Origin of the sequence: Phyllobacterium lublinensis, assembly GCF_020164435.1 — a bacterium.
GTDB lineage: Bacteria > Pseudomonadota > Alphaproteobacteria > Rhizobiales > Rhizobiaceae > Phyllobacterium > Phyllobacterium lublinensis.
Genome location: NZ_JAIUDQ010000013.1, coordinates 64,853 through 82,402, shown reverse-complemented (window position 1 = coordinate 82,402; position 17,550 = coordinate 64,853). Strand labels below are relative to the sequence as shown.

16 protein-coding genes and 1 tRNA gene are annotated in these 17,550 nt (G+C 56.3%); 10 read left to right on the top strand and 7 right to left on the bottom strand.

Annotated features, from left to right (window positions below; genetic code table 11):
* Window positions 1–14: 14 nt before the first annotated feature.
* Both K9U38_RS16035 and K9U38_RS16030 read right to left on the bottom strand, forming a co-directional pair.
* Window positions 15–2,360, bottom strand: a complete 2,346-nt coding sequence (locus tag K9U38_RS16035; RefSeq protein ID WP_224495351.1) for a xanthine dehydrogenase family protein molybdopterin-binding subunit — start codon at window positions 2,358–2,360, stop codon at window positions 15–17.
* 83 nt (window positions 2,361–2,443) lie between these two features.
* Complete coding sequence (locus K9U38_RS16030) at window positions 2,444–2,929, bottom strand: (2Fe-2S)-binding protein (protein ID WP_224495350.1); 486 nt, start codon at window positions 2,927–2,929, stop codon at window positions 2,444–2,446.
* A gap of 269 nt (window positions 2,930–3,198) precedes the next feature.
* Between K9U38_RS16030 and K9U38_RS16025 the strand changes: the two genes are divergently transcribed.
* From K9U38_RS16025 to K9U38_RS16015, 3 genes are all read left to right on the top strand, one after another.
* Window positions 3,199–3,274 (top strand) — tRNA-Thr (locus K9U38_RS16025).
* Between the two features lie 304 nt (window positions 3,275–3,578).
* Window positions 3,579–4,448, top strand: a complete 870-nt coding sequence (locus K9U38_RS16020) for an amino acid ABC transporter substrate-binding protein (RefSeq protein WP_224495349.1) — start codon at window positions 3,579–3,581, stop codon at window positions 4,446–4,448.
* Between the two features lie 263 nt (window positions 4,449–4,711).
* Complete coding sequence (locus tag K9U38_RS16015; RefSeq protein WP_224495348.1) at window positions 4,712–5,095, top strand: hypothetical protein; 384 nt, start codon at window positions 4,712–4,714, stop codon at window positions 5,093–5,095.
* Between the two features lie 84 nt (window positions 5,096–5,179).
* Here K9U38_RS16015 and K9U38_RS16010 read toward each other — a convergent pair whose 3' ends face one another.
* Window positions 5,180–5,482 (bottom strand): XRE family transcriptional regulator, encoded by a 303-nt coding sequence (locus tag K9U38_RS16010; protein ID WP_224495347.1) that lies wholly within the window; start codon window positions 5,480–5,482, stop codon window positions 5,180–5,182.
* 268 nt (window positions 5,483–5,750) lie between these two features.
* Here K9U38_RS16010 and K9U38_RS16005 point away from each other — a divergent pair, with 268 nt between their 5' ends.
* From K9U38_RS16005 to K9U38_RS15985, 5 genes are all read left to right on the top strand, one after another.
* Window positions 5,751–6,467: a GntR family transcriptional regulator gene (locus K9U38_RS16005; RefSeq protein WP_224495346.1), complete on the top strand. Its 717-nt coding sequence runs from the start codon at window positions 5,751–5,753 to the stop codon at window positions 6,465–6,467.
* Between the two features lie 130 nt (window positions 6,468–6,597).
* Window positions 6,598–7,728 carry a sugar ABC transporter substrate-binding protein gene (locus K9U38_RS16000; protein WP_224495345.1) on the top strand — a complete coding sequence of 377 codons (1,131 nt, stop codon included), beginning with the start codon at window positions 6,598–6,600 and terminating at the stop codon, window positions 7,726–7,728.
* Between the two features lie 55 nt (window positions 7,729–7,783).
* A complete protein-coding gene (locus K9U38_RS15995; RefSeq protein ID WP_224495344.1) occupies window positions 7,784–9,310 on the top strand; it encodes a sugar ABC transporter ATP-binding protein in 1,527 nt (508 codons plus the stop codon).
* On the top strand, window positions 9,307–10,287 hold the full coding sequence (locus K9U38_RS15990; RefSeq protein ID WP_224495343.1) for an ABC transporter permease: 981 nt from the start codon (window positions 9,307–9,309) through the stop codon (window positions 10,285–10,287). The genes K9U38_RS15995 and K9U38_RS15990 overlap by 4 nt, the downstream gene beginning before the upstream one ends.
* Window positions 10,284–11,270, top strand: a complete 987-nt coding sequence (locus K9U38_RS15985) for an ABC transporter permease (protein WP_224495342.1) — start codon at window positions 10,284–10,286, stop codon at window positions 11,268–11,270. The genes K9U38_RS15990 and K9U38_RS15985 overlap by 4 nt, the downstream gene beginning before the upstream one ends.
* A gap of 116 nt (window positions 11,271–11,386) precedes the next feature.
* Here the strand turns inward: K9U38_RS15985 and K9U38_RS15980 are convergent, their stop codons facing one another.
* A complete protein-coding gene (locus tag K9U38_RS15980; RefSeq protein WP_224495415.1) occupies window positions 11,387–12,034 on the bottom strand; it encodes a TetR/AcrR family transcriptional regulator in 648 nt (215 codons plus the stop codon).
* Window positions 12,035–12,168: 134 nt separating this feature from the next.
* Here K9U38_RS15980 and K9U38_RS15975 point away from each other — a divergent pair, with 134 nt between their 5' ends.
* Together K9U38_RS15975 and K9U38_RS15970 are read left to right on the top strand one after the other, a co-directional pair.
* Window positions 12,169–13,353 (top strand): HlyD family secretion protein, encoded by a 1,185-nt coding sequence (locus tag K9U38_RS15975; RefSeq protein ID WP_224495341.1) that lies wholly within the window; start codon window positions 12,169–12,171, stop codon window positions 13,351–13,353.
* A gap of 22 nt (window positions 13,354–13,375) precedes the next feature.
* Window positions 13,376–14,959, top strand: a complete 1,584-nt coding sequence (locus tag K9U38_RS15970) for a DHA2 family efflux MFS transporter permease subunit (RefSeq protein WP_224495340.1) — start codon at window positions 13,376–13,378, stop codon at window positions 14,957–14,959.
* Window positions 14,960–15,033: 74 nt separating this feature from the next.
* Here K9U38_RS15970 and K9U38_RS15965 read toward each other — a convergent pair whose 3' ends face one another.
* From K9U38_RS15965 to K9U38_RS15955, 3 genes are all read right to left on the bottom strand, one after another.
* The gene (locus tag K9U38_RS15965) at window positions 15,034–16,350 is read right to left on the bottom strand and encodes a sensor histidine kinase (protein ID WP_224495339.1); all 1,317 of its coding nucleotides are present in this window, start codon (window positions 16,348–16,350) and stop codon (window positions 15,034–15,036) included.
* Between the two features lie 25 nt (window positions 16,351–16,375).
* Window positions 16,376–16,756, bottom strand: coding sequence for a response regulator transcription factor (locus K9U38_RS15960; RefSeq protein ID WP_224495338.1), 381 nt, complete (start codon window positions 16,754–16,756; stop codon window positions 16,376–16,378).
* An 83-nt stretch (window positions 16,757–16,839) separates the two neighbouring features.
* On the bottom strand, window positions 16,840–17,523 hold the full coding sequence (locus tag K9U38_RS15955) for a response regulator transcription factor (protein WP_224495337.1): 684 nt from the start codon (window positions 17,521–17,523) through the stop codon (window positions 16,840–16,842).
* Between the last annotated feature and the right edge of the window lie 27 nt (window positions 17,524–17,550).

Sequence of the window (17,550 nt, the reverse complement as noted above, 5' to 3'; positions counted from 1 at the left end):
GGCGCTTGTCTCCCTTACTTGCCGGCCTGGATGGCGGCCCATACCGTTTGCGGTGACGCCGGCATGGCCAGATTGTTGTTGTGAATTGCATCGGTAATCGCGTTGATCACGGCGGGCGGCGAGCCGATCGCTCCGGCCTCGCCACAGCCCTTTATGCCAAGCGGATTGGACGGACATACCGTTTCCGTCGTCATGATCTTGAAGGATGGCAGATCCTGTGCGCGCGGCATCGTATAATCCATGAAGCTTGCAGTCAGCAGTTGCCCGCTGTCATCATAATGCGTGCCTTCAAGAAGTGCCTGACCAATTCCCTGGGCCAACCCGCCATGAACCTGTCCTTCAACAATCATCGGATTGATGATCTTGCCGAAATCATCGGCCGCCACAAATTGGACGATCTCCGTTGTTCCGGTCTCGGGGTCGATCTCCACTTCGCAAATATGGCAACCGCCGGGGAAGGTGAAATTGGATGGATCGTAGAAGGCTCCCTCCTTCAATCCCGGCTCCATGCCGGCAGGGAGGTTGTGTGCGGTGTAGGCGGCAAGTGCGACTTGGAACCAGGGCAGCGACTTGTCGGTGCCGGCCACTTTCACATCACCGTTCTTGATCTCGATGTCGGCCTCGTCGGCCTCGAGAAGATGGGCGGCAATCTTCTTCGCCTTGGCCTCAACCTTGTCCAGCGCCTTCACGATGGCGGACATGCCGACGGCGCCCGAACGGGAGCCATATGTGCCCATTCCCATCTGGACCTTGTCAGTATCGCCGTGCACGATGGAGACGCTGTCGATCGGGACGCCAAAACGCTCTGCGGCGAGTTGAGCAAAGGTCGTTTCGTGGCCTTGCCCATGGGAGTGCGAGCCGGTGAGAATTTCGATGGTGCCGACTGCATTTACCCGTACTTCGGCGCTTTCCCACAATCCGACGCCGGCGCCGAGCGAGCCGACGGCTGCCGAGGGGGCGATGCCGCAGGCTTCGATGTAGCAGCTCAAGCCAATACCGCGCAGCTTGCCGCGCTTGGCAGCTTCCTCGCGGCGATCCTCGAACCCGTCATAATCAGCGACCTTCGTGGCCGCGTCGAGCGTCGCATCGAAGTCCCCGGCATCATAGGTCATGATCACTGGGGTCTGGTGCGGGAAGGACCGAATGAAATTCTTCCTGCGAAGTTCGGCCGGCGAGATCTTCAGTTCACGTGCCGCGGTCTCAATGATGCGCTCGAGCACAAAACTGGCCTCCGGGCGTCCTGCCCCGCGATAGGCGTCCACGGGTGCCGTGTTGGTGTAAACCGCCTTCACATTGGCATGGATCGCCGGGATGTCATACTGTCCGGAAAGCAGCGTCGCGTAGAGATATGTCGGCACGGAGCTTGAAAACAGCGACATGTAAGCGCCCAGATTGGCGACCGTCTGCACTTTGAGACCGAGTATCTTGTTGTCCTTGTCGAACGCGAGCTCCGCGTGGGTGGCGTGGTCGCGGCCATGGGCATCGGCCAGGAAGCTTTCGCTGCGATCTGCTGCCCATTTTACCGGCACCCCCGTCTTCTTCGATGCCCAAAGGCAGATGACTTCCTCCGGATAGATGAAGATTTTCGACCCAAAGCCGCCACCCACGTCGGGAGCAATGACACGCAGCTTGTTCTCGGGTGCCACATTGTAGAATGCGCTCATGACCAGACGCGCAACATGGGGGTTCTGCGATGTCGTCCAGCAGGTGTAATGGTCCTCTCCAGCGTCATAAACGCCAAGGGTAGCGCGAGGCTCCATTGCATTCGGCACGAGGCGGTTGTTGACGATGTCAAGCCTGGTGACATGGGATGCATTGGCAAAGGCTTCATTCGTTGCCTTTTCGTCACCCAGGTCCCAGTCAAATATCAGATTGCCTGGTGCCTCGGGATGGAGTTGCGGTGCGCCCTGCTCGAGTGCGGCAACCGCGTTCACCACGACAGGTAGCTCGTCATAAGTTATGTCAACAGCCTCTGCGGCATCACGTGCCTGCCCTTTGGTGTCCGCAACCACGAGAACAACCGCATCTCCGACATAGCGCACAGCGTCGGTTGCAAGCGGCGACCAGGCGCCCATCTTCATCGGGCTGCCATCCTTCGAGTGAATCATCCACCCGCAGATCAGGTTGCCGATACCATCGGCCTTCAGCTCGGCGCCGGTGAGGACGCCGATGACTCCCGGCATCTTTTTCGCCGCCTCTGTGTCGATGGCGATTATCTTCGCGTGGGCGTGCGGGCTGCGGACGAAGGCGGCGTGCTTCATCCCGGGCACGACCATGTCGTCGGTATACCGGCCCTTGCCTGTGATGAATCTCTTATCCTCCTTGCGAAGGACCCGTGCACCTATGCCTTCAAGACCCATAATGACTTCTCCCTGTCGCAGGCGTTTGCCAAGAGGAGCGAGTGTGCTTCAGGCAACTGCGACTGCACGTTGAAACCAGATGTTCAGATGGCCTGTACGGCCGCCTTGCTCTTGTCCGATGCATCAAGCACTGCCTTGACGATGTTGTGGTAGCCGGTGCAACGGCAGATATTGCCTTCGAGTTCGGCCCGCACTGTTGCTTCATCAAGTCCGTTGGGGTGCCGTCTGATCATGTCGGCAGAGCTCATGATCATGCCGGGCGTGCAGAACCCGCACTGAAGTGCATGATTTTCACGGAACGCGATCTGAAGCGGATGCAGTTCACCATTGGCACCGAGGCCTTCGATCGTCGTTACAGTCGAGCCCGAGGCCTGGGCCGCCAGCATCGTGCAGGATTTGACAGCCATGCCATCGACATGGACGACGCATGCCCCGCACTGTGATGTGTCACACCCGACATGAGTGCCGGTCAATCCAAGGTTTTCACGCAGGAAATGCACAAGCAATGTGCGGTCTTCGGCTTCGCCTTTGACGGCACGCCCATTCACGACCAATTCCACTCTAGCCATAGGTTCCTCCCAGAACATTGACTCACGCGTCTCTTCCGGACGTCATGTGGCAACGTGAAGATTAACCGCTCTTGCGCACTTGTCTATCGCGAAATAGAAAAATTCCAGTTTACCGAACCACGCCGCTGCAATCGTCGGGAATCAACGCTGCCGGCGAGAAAATCCAATGAACACAAGGCTTGCAATCGGGACACAATAAAGGTATCAGGCGCGTCATCCGTCGGCATGTTCTTCAATGCCGGTTCCAAGGATCGGGAAGTTGCTTCCCTGCCGCTTTAGCTCAGTCGGTAGAGCACATCATTCGTAATGATGGGGTCGCGTGTTCGAGTCACGCAAGCGGCACCAGTTTTTCTTTTGACTTAGCTCCTCTGTTGTTGTTGTCCAGAAACAATGCGATGTCTGATCCGACTTTGTTCTGGGTCAGCGAACCGCCGCACATGAAGCGTGAGCCGCGATCCACTATCCCTGATGCAATGCTCGCCCGACTTTTGGGGTGGCCTGCGTGCTTCCACGCATTATTTGGCGCAGCCATCCCAGCGGGGCCGAACTGTCCGCCGTTGACAAATGACTGACAGGCCATAATCTGAACTTACACCTTTTGAGATAGCCGCCGTTTCAGGTGATGAGGATCATGCCCATGGCGAAGTGCATGAGACGCTTTCTGCTGGCAAGCCTTGCCCTTTGCCTTTCGGTTTTCGCGTCAGCCGCTGCGACGCTCGACACTGTTATCCAGCGCGGCACCATGCGCATCGGCTACATCGCCGACCAGACGCCCTTCTCCTCCACAAAGGCGGGCGCCGATCCGACGGGATATACCATCGACCTCTGTAACAAGATCGCCGATGAAGTGGAACGTCAGATCCCGCAATTGAAGCGAGAGTTTATCGAGATGACTCTCGCCAACGGCTTCGATGCGGTAAAGAATGGAAACTTGGATCTGCTTTGCGGTGCGATCACCGTCAATTTGAAGAGACGGGAGATCGTCGATTTTTCACAGCCGATCTTCCTGACTGGGGCAACAGCGTTGCTCCGCAAAGATTCGCCCGACTACTTGCAGAGTCTTTTTCTCGACCACCCAGCGGTTCGCGCCGTGAGCCAGCATGCCTCCACGCGCGTAATCGGCGTGCGTGCAAATACGACGACCGTCGCGATTTTGAGGGAGGCACTAGAACTCCAGGTATCGAAGACGAAGCTTGCCGATTTTGAAACGCACGAGGACGGACTTAAAGCGTTGGAGGACCACAAGATCGATGCCTATATCGCCGATCAGGTACTACTAATCAGCTTGGCAACGCGGGCCCGCAATCCGTCCTCCCTCGAGATAGGGGATCGCCTGTTCACCCATGAACCCTATGCGATAGCGCTGCCGCGCGACGACGCCAATTTCCGCCTTCTGGCCGATCGCGCGTTGACCAATTTCTATATGTCGGACGACTTTCTACCGCTGCTGGAAACCTATTTTGGAGCAGAGGCTCCGACGCTGCACACGCAAATCATCATGAAGCATGTGCCCTTTTGATATTGATCGTTTCAAGCCGACTGGCCAACCTTACTCAATTCCGCAATTTATGAGAGCAGTTCCGAAGCGTAAATGCCGCCTCTTACGCGCGGTCAAGCGCCCGGATCGCTTGCAAAACTGCCAACACGTGGCTCGGCGTCCAGCTCTCATGTAGGTCTCCTGACAGCAATTGGCGAAACACGTGATACCGTAAGAGGTCCCGCGCCGCACTAACGGCACCGACGTGCGCGGCAGAGTGGCAAGACAATGAAGGGAGCGTCACCATGTCCAGGATCAACCGCCGAGCCTTGCTAATGAAAGCTGCCGGTAGTGCAGCCGTCATCGTTTCCCCGCTAGGAGCAACCGCTTACTCGGCAGAGGCTCGGGACAAGGCTCATCATCAACCCCGCAATCTACAGGGACTGATCGAGGCCCACAAAGCGACATATGCCGCATTCGCCAAGGCAATTTACGAAAAGGACTCCCGAACCCCAGGCCAAGATAGCGCGAGTCGGGCAGAGGAGCGCGCCCTTCTGGCAGTATGCGCCTATCCTGCTGTCAGCAAGGGTGATCGTCAGATAAAAGCTCGATATCTGTTGGAGGTGGAGGCGCGTGGCGAACTCGACCTGGCAGAGCACATACAGACCATACTTCGTTCGACAATTTGAGAAGGCCACCATGTTTCGCAACGTTTGGCGGAGGCGCTCTCTTGGATGCATTCGCGTAAACCATGGCGGAGCTGCGATGTGAACCTAGGGAACGTCGTCATGCGCAACGATGCCGCCTTCGCATTCCAGAGCCGCAATGCGTTTGGTATCTGACCGATTGAACTTTAAACGGACACCGATTCCTCCACTGTCACTATCCGGTATGAACACGGCACCGGCATTTTCCAAGGCGGACTGGAGAGCGTTGATGTCCTCGTGTGCAGCGTTATCGAGCCTGCGCTCGAACATTTCAATGGCTTCTAGGTCTATGCCAGAGGCAATTGCGAGCCGCTCCCGACTGTATTCAACAAGAGCCCGAGCTGCACGACATTGAGAACTGGTAATCATGATGGATCTCCGTTTGCAAGGACGATCGTTTCGATGGATTGCCCAATTATCCTGAGCCCATCAAACATGAAGGCCTCTCCAGACCATATGAAGGAAACTTGAAGCGAACGGCAAGCTCATCATAGGTTCGGTTTGAATATTGGTTTCGATTTTCCCTCAATGGGCCTCGCCAGCGATGTCAAATATCGATGCGCGAATGAGTCGAAAGATTCGGCCACGAGCGTCCTAAGATGTGATATCTTAGATATAGATCCGTCGGAGGTGTATTGTGACACTGGCCGTTGCACGAGGACCGTCGCTGACCGAACAAGCCGCAGCCTACATTCGCGGGCGTATTGTTCGCGGATTGTTGCAATGCGGCGAGCCGTTGTCCGAGCTGGCACTGGCGCAGGAACTTGGTATCAGCAAGACACCGGTCCGTGAGGCCATTCTCGAACTGAAGCGTCAGGGACTTGTCGATGTTCAGCCTCAGCGTGGTACCTTCGTTTTCGAAATGAGCGCTGACCAAGTCGTTCAACTCGCCGAAGTGCGCTCAATTCTTGAACTAGCCGCCTTCGGTCTGGCCATGGACCGTGATCAGCACGCTCTGAGTCGACACTGGTCCGAAATTGTCTCAGCAATGAAAGTGGCATTGGAAAAAGGAAATACGGAACAGTATCGGGTTCTAGACGGCGCATTCCACCAGGCGATATTTGATGTCGCGCATAACCAGTATCTGTCGGAAACTTTCGCTGTCATCGCATTTCGGATTCAAGCACTTCGCAATCGCCTGTCGCTCGACCCCGAGCTGAACAACACATCCTACGACGAGCACCAGCGACTTTTACAATATGTCCGGAGCGGTCAAGCGGACAAGGCGATCAATTTGCTCGCCTGGCATATCGAATGGACACGCGACCGCTACATCACGTTCCTGCAGGCTCTGGTGAGACCGGAAACCGCGGGGCGAAGCCATGAACGGCGGCAAAGGGCTGGGAGAACATAGCTTAAGTCCGGCGCGGGAGGCCCGGCCATACAGGCAATACGCATGCTGGAGGAGCTCGATGTGGCGCTTGCAACGACAAGCCGAGCCGCAGATCGCAATAAGAAAAACCAAACAAGGAGGAGGAACTGAAATGATTATGTTACTCAAGAACGTGCTGGTTGCTACTGCTGCCAGTTTGGCGATGTCAGCCGCCGCATACGCGGCGGGACCAGAAATTGTGAAGGGTCCGAGCAAGGACGCGGAATGTTTCAAACCTTTGACCGCCGAGACGAAGTATTTCCAATGGCCGAAAAAGGAAGGTCCCTACCGGATAGCTCTGGCCAATGGCTTCATTGGCAACACATGGCGCATTCAAATGATACAGACGGCGAAGGCCTATGCAGCCCTGCCGGAAGTGAAGGCCAAGTTAAAGGAATTCAAAGTTGTTTCGACGGGGGATGATGTCGCCGCACAGATTGCTGCGGTCGATAACTTCATCAACTCGGGCTATGACGCCATCGTCGTCAATGCCCAGAACCCGACTGCTTTCAAACCGGTCATCAAGCGTGCCAATGCCGCTGGCGTTGTTCTGGTAGCCTTCGACAACACACTCGATACCGACGAAGCGGTCAATGTAAATGTAGACCAGAAGGGGCTTGGCGAACTCTGGGGCAACTGGCTGGTCAAGAATGTTTCTGGCAACAAGGGCAAGTTGCTTGAGGTACGCGGAGTGACCGGAACCTCTGTCGATCGCGATCGTCATGAGGGGATTCAGGAGGTTTTGGCCAAATCGGGCGGCAACTGGGAAACCGTGGAAGTCGTCGGCCGCTGGGACGATGGTACCGCGCAGAAGGTCGTGGCCGATGCGATCGCTGTGCACAAGCATTTCGATGGCGTCTCTGTACAGGGTGGATCAACTGGAACGGTTCGTGCGATGATCGACGCCAAACATCCCTTTGTGCCTGTCGGCGGTGAGACGGAAAATGGATTCCGAAAACTCTGTGCAGAATACTCCAAGGATGGGCTGAAATGTACCTCTGCCGGTACCGGTCCCGCACAAGTTGCGGTTGCCATCAAGACGGCAATCGCTGCACTTGAAGGAGAAGTGATCCCGCAATCCATTACACTGCCTCTTTCCATTGTCGAAGATCCGAACTTCAAGGACGGCGAAAGCTTCTATTCCAAGGAAACCGACAACTTCTTCGTTGGCAACTCCTTCCCAACTTGCGGCATAAATTTCAGTGCGCAGGAAATCATGGGTCAAACCAAGGCCGATCAGTAAATCGACGTTAATCGGGGTGCAGCCTGCACCCCGATTTTCGTTGGGAGGGTGTTTCGTGCCGAAGGCCGCGCCAATTCTGGAAATGAAACTTGTCTCGAAACACTATGGCGGCGTCGCTGCGCTGACCGAGGTGGATTTCGCCGCTTATCCAGGTGAGATTCACGCGGTCATTGGCGAAAACGGCGCAGGAAAATCGACACTCATCAAGATTGCAGCTGGCGTAACTGATCCAAGCGACGGCGAGGTCATTGTCGAAGGCCGGCGCGTGAATTTTCGCAACCCGACGGAAGCGATGGCCGCAGGCGTGGTTTGTGTATTCCAGGAATTGTCGCTCCTGCCCGACATGACTGTCGCGGATAATCTTTCAATCGTCTCACCTCCGCTGCGTGGAGGGCTGATCGACGGACGTGCGCAGCGCGAGCGGGCACGTGAGCTGCTCGCGTTGATCGGCTGCGAGAATGTTCATCCACTCGAACTCGTTCGTGACCTGCCACTTTCACGGCGTCAAATGGTGGAGATCGCCAAGGCTTTGGCAAAAAAGCCTAAGCTGCTCATTCTCGACGAGGCCACCTCGGCACTGACCGCCGCCGATGTGGAACGTGTCTACGGGATAATCCGTAATCTGCGATCTGAAGGCGTTGGTATCCTCTACGTTTCGCATCGGATGCATGAAATCGAGGCCCTCGCCGACACCGTCACCGTCTTTCGCAACGGGCGTCGGATCGAAACGTTCCAGAAGGGTGAGCGATCGGTAAACGCCATCGTCCAGATGATGATAGGCCGGGAATTGACCCATCACTATCCTGACAAGCCGGCACCGAAGCAGGCGGAGCCGGTAGCACTGTCTGCCAAGAACCTCTCATGGGGGGCTCAGTTGCGCGATATCTCACTTGATATTCGCAAGGGCGAAATCGTCGGGTTGGGAGGATTGGACGGTCAGGGACAGCGCTCGCTGCTGTTGGCGCTTTTCGGCGTGCTCAAGGGTGTATCCGGCACGGTCGAAATAGCGGGCAAACCGCACCGTCTGTCGGGACCCCGTTCGGCGATGCGGGCTTGCCTTCCAATGGCGCTCATTCCCGAGGATCGAAAGACAGAAGGCCTGCTGCTGCCAATGAACATCCGCGACAACATCAGCCTAGGTTCCCTGTCTCACTTCCAGAGGTGGCTACGGCTCGATGGCGCCAAGGAACACTCTGCTGTCGAAAAGATAATTGATGGCCTGAAAATCAAAACTAACGATTTGGCGGCTCCGGTTTCAACCCTATCGGGGGGCAACCAGCAAAAAGTGGTTTTGGGCAAGTGGCTGATGACCAATCCCGGTATCATTCTTCTGAACGACCCCACACGTGGCATCGATGTTGGCACCAAACAGGAGGTGTATCAGCTGCTTCGCAACCTCGCGGACAGAGGAGTAGCCGTGCTTTTCTATTCCACCGACTATGCGGAATTGATCGGGTGCTGTGACCGCGTGCTCGTCATGTATAACGGCAGCATCACACGGGAACTCAAGAGCCATCAACTGAATGAGCGCACCATCATCGAAACGGCATTGAATGTGGATGAGAAGGAACAGGTGGCATGAATAATCTTCGCCATCGTATCCATCACAATGGCGGGCTGTTAGCCGCTATCGGTCTCTTCATCGCGATGTTCATCATCTATGTCAGCAATCACCCGGTCGGGCTGACTGCCGCTGTAGCAACAACAGCGGCGAACAAGGCAGTCTTGCTTGCGCTGGTCGCCATGGCGCAGACTCTGCCCGTATTGACGCGCGGTCTCGATCTTTCGGTAGGAATGGTCTTCATTCTCGCCAACTGCCTGGCATCGGTCCTGGTGATCGGTACGATCGGCGAGGGTCTCCTCGGGATCGTAATTGTACTGGGCACGGGCGCGCTGGCCGGCTTCATAAACGGTGCAATTGTTGTCTGGGGTCGGCTCCAGCCAATCATCACTACGTTGGCGACCGGCGCTGTATATTACGGTATCGCGCTCTTTATTCGTCCCGGTCCCGGCGGCGATGTACAATCTGATATTGCCGACTTCGCCACCGGCCAGTTGTTCGGTGTCGTACCGACTGCCTTGGTCGTTCTCCTTGCGATCGTATCGGTGGTCTGGCTACCTTACCGAAATTCGGTGCTTGGTCGTGCGGCCTATGCTGTCGGCTCGAATGAGCAGGCTGCCTACATGTCCGGCGTTCCTGTGCAGCGAGCCAAGCTACTGGCCTATACTCTTGCAGGTCTACTCGCGAGTGTTGGGGGTCTGATGCTGACCTTCAACACTTATTCGGGAGAGGCGTCGGCGCCGATCGCCGGAACGTATACACTCAATTCCATCGCTGCGGTCGTAATTGGCGGCACATCGCTGTTCGGTGGCTGGGGCTCGGCGATTGGATCGATCTTCGGCGCCTTCGTACTGCGCACGATCGAGGATCTGCTTTTCGTCTTCGACCTCGACCCACTCTGGCAGCCACTGTTCCAGGGTGTCGTTCTGCTTGCGGCCGTCAGCCTTGGCGCCCTGCGTGTCCTTCGCATTCGCAACCGCCTGGAGCTTTTCACATGAGCGAGTCGAAACTCCCGGCCGGTGTCTTGCCGACAGTTCGGTTTTCAGTCGATCGTTCGTTGGTCATCGCATTCTCCTGCATCGTACTGATGTTGCTTGGCGGAGCCCTCTACTCCCGCGAATTCCTTTCCCCCGAATATTTATTGCAACAACTCCAGATCAGCGCCTTCCTCGGCATTATCGCTTCGGGGGCGATGATGGTCATCCTGATCGGCCATATCGACCTGTCGATCCCCTGGACGGTCACACTCGGCGCGATGATGGCGACAGCCGTTGCGGGATGGTACGGCGAGACCGGCAATATTCTGGCCATCCCGGTTGGGATAGTTTGCGGTGCGATGGTCGGGTTGCTGAACGGACTTGGTGTCGCCTACCTTCGACTGCCTTCGATGATCTTCACACTCGGCATGAATGCCGTTGTCCAGGGACTGATGGTCTTGCACACGGGTGGCTTTGCGCCACAGGATCATGCCACGGACGCGATGCACTTCCTCGCGGTCGGGCGGCCGATCCTCGGTATCCCGAACGCCTTGCTCTTATGGGCTGTCGTCGGTGCATTCACGATCTTTCTTTTGACGCGTACCGGCTTCGGTCGACGGGTCTATGCCGTCGGCAACCGCGAGGCTGCAGCCTACCTCTCGGGCGTCAATACCAACGCCGTCATCATATGGTGCTTTGTCTTATCGGGCGCCGCCGCGGCTTTTGCGGGCGTCCTCCTGGCGGGCTATTCTACCAAAGCCTATCAGGCGATGGGCGATCCCTATCTGCTGCCTGCCATCGCCGCCGTCGTCCTCGGCGGCACCAATATTCTTGGCGGGCGCGGCAACTATCTGGGCACAATTGCCGGCGTTGTTCTCATCACCTTACTGCAATCAATCCTCGCTGTGATGCAAATGCCGGAAGCCGGGAGGCAGATCATCTACGGCATCGTTATTCTCGTAATGTTGCTTGCTTACGGAAGAGCTGAGATCAATCGCAAATAAAGCGGCAGAATGTCTGTGGGACAGGTTTTTTCGCAAAGCTCGACGACCTCGTCACCGAGGCCAGAGCGGCCCGGCGTGGATGTGGTCGCGCACCAGCAAGCTGAGCCATTGAGAACCTAGCCTGCACACCCCTTCAGGAACAAATCCGCACACATCTTGGCTCGAGCCACTATTTCTTCGCCCTGCGGCGCCGCCTCCTGGCGCAGCATGGCCGCGCGCTGCGGCTCCATGACCATCATTCCGCGCAGCATGCCGCTGGCAGCGTGCGGATCTTCCAGCGTGATCCGCCCGCGTGCCACCTGCTCGCGAAGCCAGGCCTCCATCACCGTATTCGTCTTGACGATCGCCCGTTCATAGAAAGATGCGGCGAGCTCCGGGAACCGATCGGATTCGCCGATGACGAGACGAATGATATCAATGGTATCCTCTGAAAGAGTCAGCGCGCCATACGCAGTCAAAATGCGTTCAAGGCCTTCCCTAAGACCTTCATCTTTGTAGGCGTCGGGGTTGATCGCTAGAAAAAAGCTGTCGATTCGATCGGTTAACATACAGGCAAACAAATCCGCCTTGTTAGGAAACAACCGATACAGGGTTTTCGTCGAAACACCGGCATTTTGGGCGATGGTGCTGATACTCGCCGCTGCATAGCCACTTGTATGAAACTGCGCGTTGGCAGCTTCGATGATGAGGCTTTTCGTGTCATCGTCGCAGCGCACCTGGGGCCTGCCTCGCGGGCGTTTCTCGATCTTGTGATTTACAACCATCATCATTTTCCAAAATATCATTGACAACTCTCTTATACGGCGTATTTTGGAAAATATCAAGTTTCCTAAATGAAGTTTTCATCAACCAAAGGCCGCAGCCCATGTGACGGCGACCCGGAAATTCGGAGACCACAATGAGCAAGCTGCAAGCCCTGAACAGTAATATTGCCCAAACTGTCGAAATTGTTCCAACCGCCGAGGCGGGTAAGCCGGTTCACGTTCCCGATGCCATCACCACGCCGAGTGCAAACGAAACACCGGTGCGCAAAAAAGGCCGTCGATTGCTTTTTGGGACCGCCGCAATCCTCCTGATCGCCGCCGGCGCCTATTACGGGCACGACTACTGGACGGTCGGCCGCTTTCACGTCGAAACCGACGATGCCTATGTAAAAGCTGACAATAGTTCGGTCGCACCAAAGATCTCAGGCTATATTGCCGATGTCCTTGTCGAGGACAATCAACCGGTGAAAGCGGGGCAGCCCCTCGCCCGCATCGACGATCGTGACTTCAAGACTGCGCTGGAGCAGGCGAAAGGCGATGTCGCAGCCGCCGAGGCAACGATTGAAGCAAAGCAAGCCTCTCTCGAAATCCAGGAGTCCGTCATCGCAGCAGCGCGCGCCACAGTCGATGTCGACCAGGCCAATGCCATCTTTGCCGAACAAAACAACAAGCGCTATTCGACGCTTGCCACCAGTGGTTATGGCAACATTCAGAATGCCCAGCAGGCCGCCTCGCAGATCGCCGCGGCAAAAGCCACTATCGTTCGTGATAGCGCCGCGCTGGACGCTGCGATGAAGCAGGTTGGTTTGCTCAAGGCTGAACTGGCACAGGCTAAGGCGGCTCTGGAGCATGATCTCGCCGTCCAGCACCAGGCCCAACTCAACCTGTCCTACACCACCATCATAGCGCCCGTGGACGGCGTCGTCGGCAACCGCACGCTGCGCGTCGGCCAGTACGTTCAGGCGGGAACGCAGCTCATGACTGTCGTTCCGACGGCTTCAGTGTACGTGATTGCCAATTACAAGGAAACGCAGCTGACCGATGTTCATGCCGGTCAGGCGGTCGATATTGACGTCGATATGTTCCCGGACCGGGTCTATCACGGCCACGTCGATAGCCTTGCTCCGGCTAGCGGACAGGAATTTGCGCTACTGCCGCCTGACAACGCGACGGGCAATTTCACCAAGGTTGTTCAGCGCATTCCCGTGAAGATCGTACTTGATGCGGATAGTGCTACCGCCGGCGACCTGCGGCCGGGCATGTCCGTTCAACCAAGCATCGACACCAAGGCAGACGCTATCCAGCGCCAGAGCCATTGATTGCCGGCAGGAGGATCGTGTCATGTCTGCCATCACATTCAACGCCGCAGCCGTATCGCAGCCGCGTGCCAGCACGACAGATTGGATAGCCGTACTCGCGGGGATGATCGGCGCGTTCATGGCAATCCTGAACATCCAGATTACCAATGCGTCGCTGCTTGATATCGAAGGCGGCATCGGCACTGGCGTCGATAACGGTGCCTGGATCTCAACGTCCTACCTCATTGGCGAAATCGTTGTGATTCCGCTGACCGCCTATTTCTCTAGCGTCTTCTCATTTCGCCGCTATATACTGGTCAACACGATTCTGTTTCCGCTGTTTTCGATAGCCTGTGCCTTTGCCGATGACCTCGGCTCGATGATCGTCATGCGGGGCCTGCAGGGCTTTGCTGGGGGCGTGTTGATCCCCATGGCCTTCACCATGGTTCTGACGAAACTGCCCAAGGCGCAACAGCCGGTCGGACTTGCGCTCTTCGCCCTTTCTGTCACATTCGCGCCTGCGATCGGCCCGACGATCGGCGGTTACCTCACCGAGAACTACGGTTGGCAGACCATCTTCTTTATCAACGCTATTCCAAGCGCAGTCATGGCCATTGCTCTGGCCGCAACTCTGGACAAGGCGCCGATGCAGCTTCATTTGCTGAAGGAGGGTGATTGGGCCGGCATATTCACCATGGCTGTCGGGCTTTCGGCTCTCCAGACCGTGCTTGAGGAAGGTAACAAGGAGGACTGGTTCTCCTCGCCCTTCATCTTAAAGCTCAGCACCGTCGCGGTCGTGTTCCTGGTAGCTTTCATCTGGATCGAGCTGACCGTCGAAAAACCCTTGGTGAAACTCAGCCTCCTGAAACAGCGCAATTTTGCTATCGGCGTGATCGTGAACGTTCTCGTCGGTGTCGCCCTGTTCGGTACCGTCTATATCCTGCCGCAATATCTTGGACAGGTGCAGCGCTATAATGCCGAACAGATCGGCAATGTGCTTGCCTGGACCGGCCTTCCACAACTGCTGCTGATCCCGCTGGTTCCGGTCTTGATGAAGCGCTTTGACGCCCGCTACATCGGCTTTCTCGGCATCAGCATTTTCGCAGCGAGCTGTTTCATGAATGTCATGCTGTCACCCGACAATGCTGGCGATCAGTTCTGGATTCCGAACATCGTTCGTGCAATCGGACAGGCTCTGGTCCTGACGCCGATCACGGCCATCACGACGGCAGGCATTGCTGCTGCTGACGCTGCTGCCGCATCGGGCTTGACCAACATGCTGCGCAATCTTGGCGGTGCTGTTGGAACGGCAACGCTAGGAACGGTTCTGACCAAGCGTGAACAGTTCCACTCGAACATCATCGGCCAGTCGGTTACTCTCGCCCGTGATGAGGTTCATCAACGGCTCGACCAACTGACCGGTTATTTCATCGCCCATGGCGTTTCCGATCATGCCCTTGCTGCCCAACAGGCCGTTGTCGCCCTTGGTCGGCTCGTCAAGCGACAGGCGTTGATCCTCGGTTTCGGCGACACTTTTGCGGTTATCGGCGTTCTTCTTGCTATTGCCGCGATAGCGCTGTTGTTCGCCGAAAAACCGAAAGCGGCTACGGCGGCTGGCGCACATTAGCCATCGCTGGCGAGCTCACGACCGGGCTCGGCTCGCCAGCGAAACCACCAGCCAGGCATGGGTCATCTTATTCTCTAAGCGTTTGAGGTTCCCGAAATGCGCTCACGCGGGATTACTGAAGCTGGAGGCTTGGTAAACGCCGAGTTGTTTACCAGTGAATTGTTTTCCGATGGGATTGAAAAATGAAATAGAGCCCCGCCGTCCGAATGGTTGGCTGCGGTTATCGTTCCGCCATGGGCTTTGACGATTGACTGGCAGATGGCCAAACCTATGCCCAGGCCGTCTTCCTTCGTCGTGAAAAATCCATCAAAGATATGCTCCAGTTGATCGATTGGAATACCGGTGCCGGTATCCCAGATCGAAAAGGCGATCTGACCATTCTTGTCCAGACTAGTCTCAACGTGGATCTCCCGTTGCGCATGCCGTATTGCCCTCATCGCCTGGATGCTGTTGACGATCAAGTTGACGATCACCTGCTGCAATTGAATTCGGTCTCCGCGGATGAGTGGAAGGTTTGGCTGCAGCCTGCTCTTGATGATGATGTCCTTTTCTTCGCTTTCGTGGCGGAGGAAAACCAGGCACTGGTCAACGACATCGTTGAAATTAAGCAAGGCGTTGGTCGGTGCACGCTTGCCCGCCATATCCTGGATCCGGCCGATGATGTCGCTTGCCCGTTCGGCGCATTCGACGATACGGGTTGTCAGTTGTTCTGCTTTTTCAAGATTTGGCTCTGCCTTCCTGAGATAGCGCAGGCTCGTCTGTGCGTTCATCAGGATTGCTGCAAGCGGCTGCTTGATCTCATGCGCGATCGAAGTGGCCATTTCTCCCAAGGTGGAAAGTCGTGCCGCATGGGAGAAATCGGCCTCGACGCTCCGCAATTTGGCTTCAGCCTCAAGACGCGCCGTGTTGTCGATCATCATCAGGATCGTCGTATCAAGACGATCACCCGGGACCGGAAAGGTTATCAACAGCAACACGTCGACCAGACGTCCGTCAAAGGTACTAATTACCAGCTCTTCGACGTGATTGCGGGCACCTGTGGCATGCGCCAGCATCACACGTTTTGCCGCTCCGGGAGTTCCGGCAAACAGATAACACACCGGCCCGAGGAATTCCGAGCTATGCTTCCCCCCGAAAAGCTGGATGGCTTCGTCGTTGACCGCAAAAACCTGCAGGGCCTCACTTGCAAGGTCCACCAACTCCGGATGTTCGTCCAGATATGTTTCCAAGTCACCAATGACGCTGGCTTTAAGACGGTCGAGAATGCGTCCCGCCGGCCGGGCATCAATCTGCCAGACCGGGATCGGTAAGCAGGAGATAAGATTGCGGTAGCGCTTCTGACTCGCGTCGAGCTCAATGCCGCCACCCTCTGCAGTCAAAGCCAGTTCCATCTGCGTTTCCCATACGATGTTGCCGTTACGGTCCGGCCAGTCGATTGAGGGCGATATTGACGTGCCTGAACAGAATGTCGCCGTCGATCGGCTTATTCAAGAATGCCACAGCGCCCCCACGAAGGGCCTGTGACCTTTCTTCGGAGGTTGATTGCGCTGAAATGAAGATTATCGGCAGTCCGGGATCGATGGATATCAGCCTTTGCTGAAGCTGCAGTCCGCTCATCCCGTTCATTTTGAGGTCGGTTATCAGGCAGTCGAACCGGCCCTTGGTGTGCGCAGCCAAAAAGCCTTCCGGACCTTCGAAGGCCTTGGATTTGAAGTCGAACACCTCGAGCAGTTCCGCCAGGGCTTCGCGGAAGCACTTGTCGTCGTCGACGACTGCAATCATGGGTACAAGGGCCAAGATAAAACCTTTCGCGCAACTCGTTGCCTTTACATGGCTCTGTTATCTGATCGATCGCGGCTTCATTGAACCCATAAGACAGTCTAGGCAGGGTAATCATGACGTATGTCCGCAGGGATCGACTGCCAGGCATGCAGCAGTTGCGTAATGAAAAGAGTTTGCATCTTTCGCATCACGTTGCTCCGGTGGAGCTTGACCGTGATCTCCGAAATATTCAGATCAAACGCGATTTGCTTGTTCAATTTCCCTTCGACAGCCGCTGCCATGACCTGTTTCTCGCGCGGCGTGAGCGTCGCATAGAGTGCAATATTGGCCTTGGCTTCGCGTTGTTGAATCCGCTTTTCCTTGTCTATCTCAATGGCCTTGTTGACTGCGTCGATCAACGTCTGGTCACGAACTGGCTTGGTCAGGAATTCGACGGCACCCGCTTTCATGGCCTGGACCGTCATCGGTATGTCGCCGTAACCAGTGAGAAAAATGATTGACGCGGAAATTCCGCTTGCAGCCAGCCGAGCTTGAAACTCGAGACCGCTGATGCCGGGCATTCGGATATCGAGGATCATGCAACCAGGATGGTCCAACACATCGGCGTCCATGAGGGCTTGGGTGGTGGAAAACCCGACCGCCTCGATGCCGACCGATCGCAGCAGTTCGCAAATCGAGAGCCGCATGGCTTCGTCATCGTCGACGACAAGAACCAGCGTATCATGCTCGGACCGGGGCTGTTTTCGCGATGCCGCACCTACATTTCCCGACAAAATGTTCATATCAACCATCCCCGCGGTGCCTTGCGC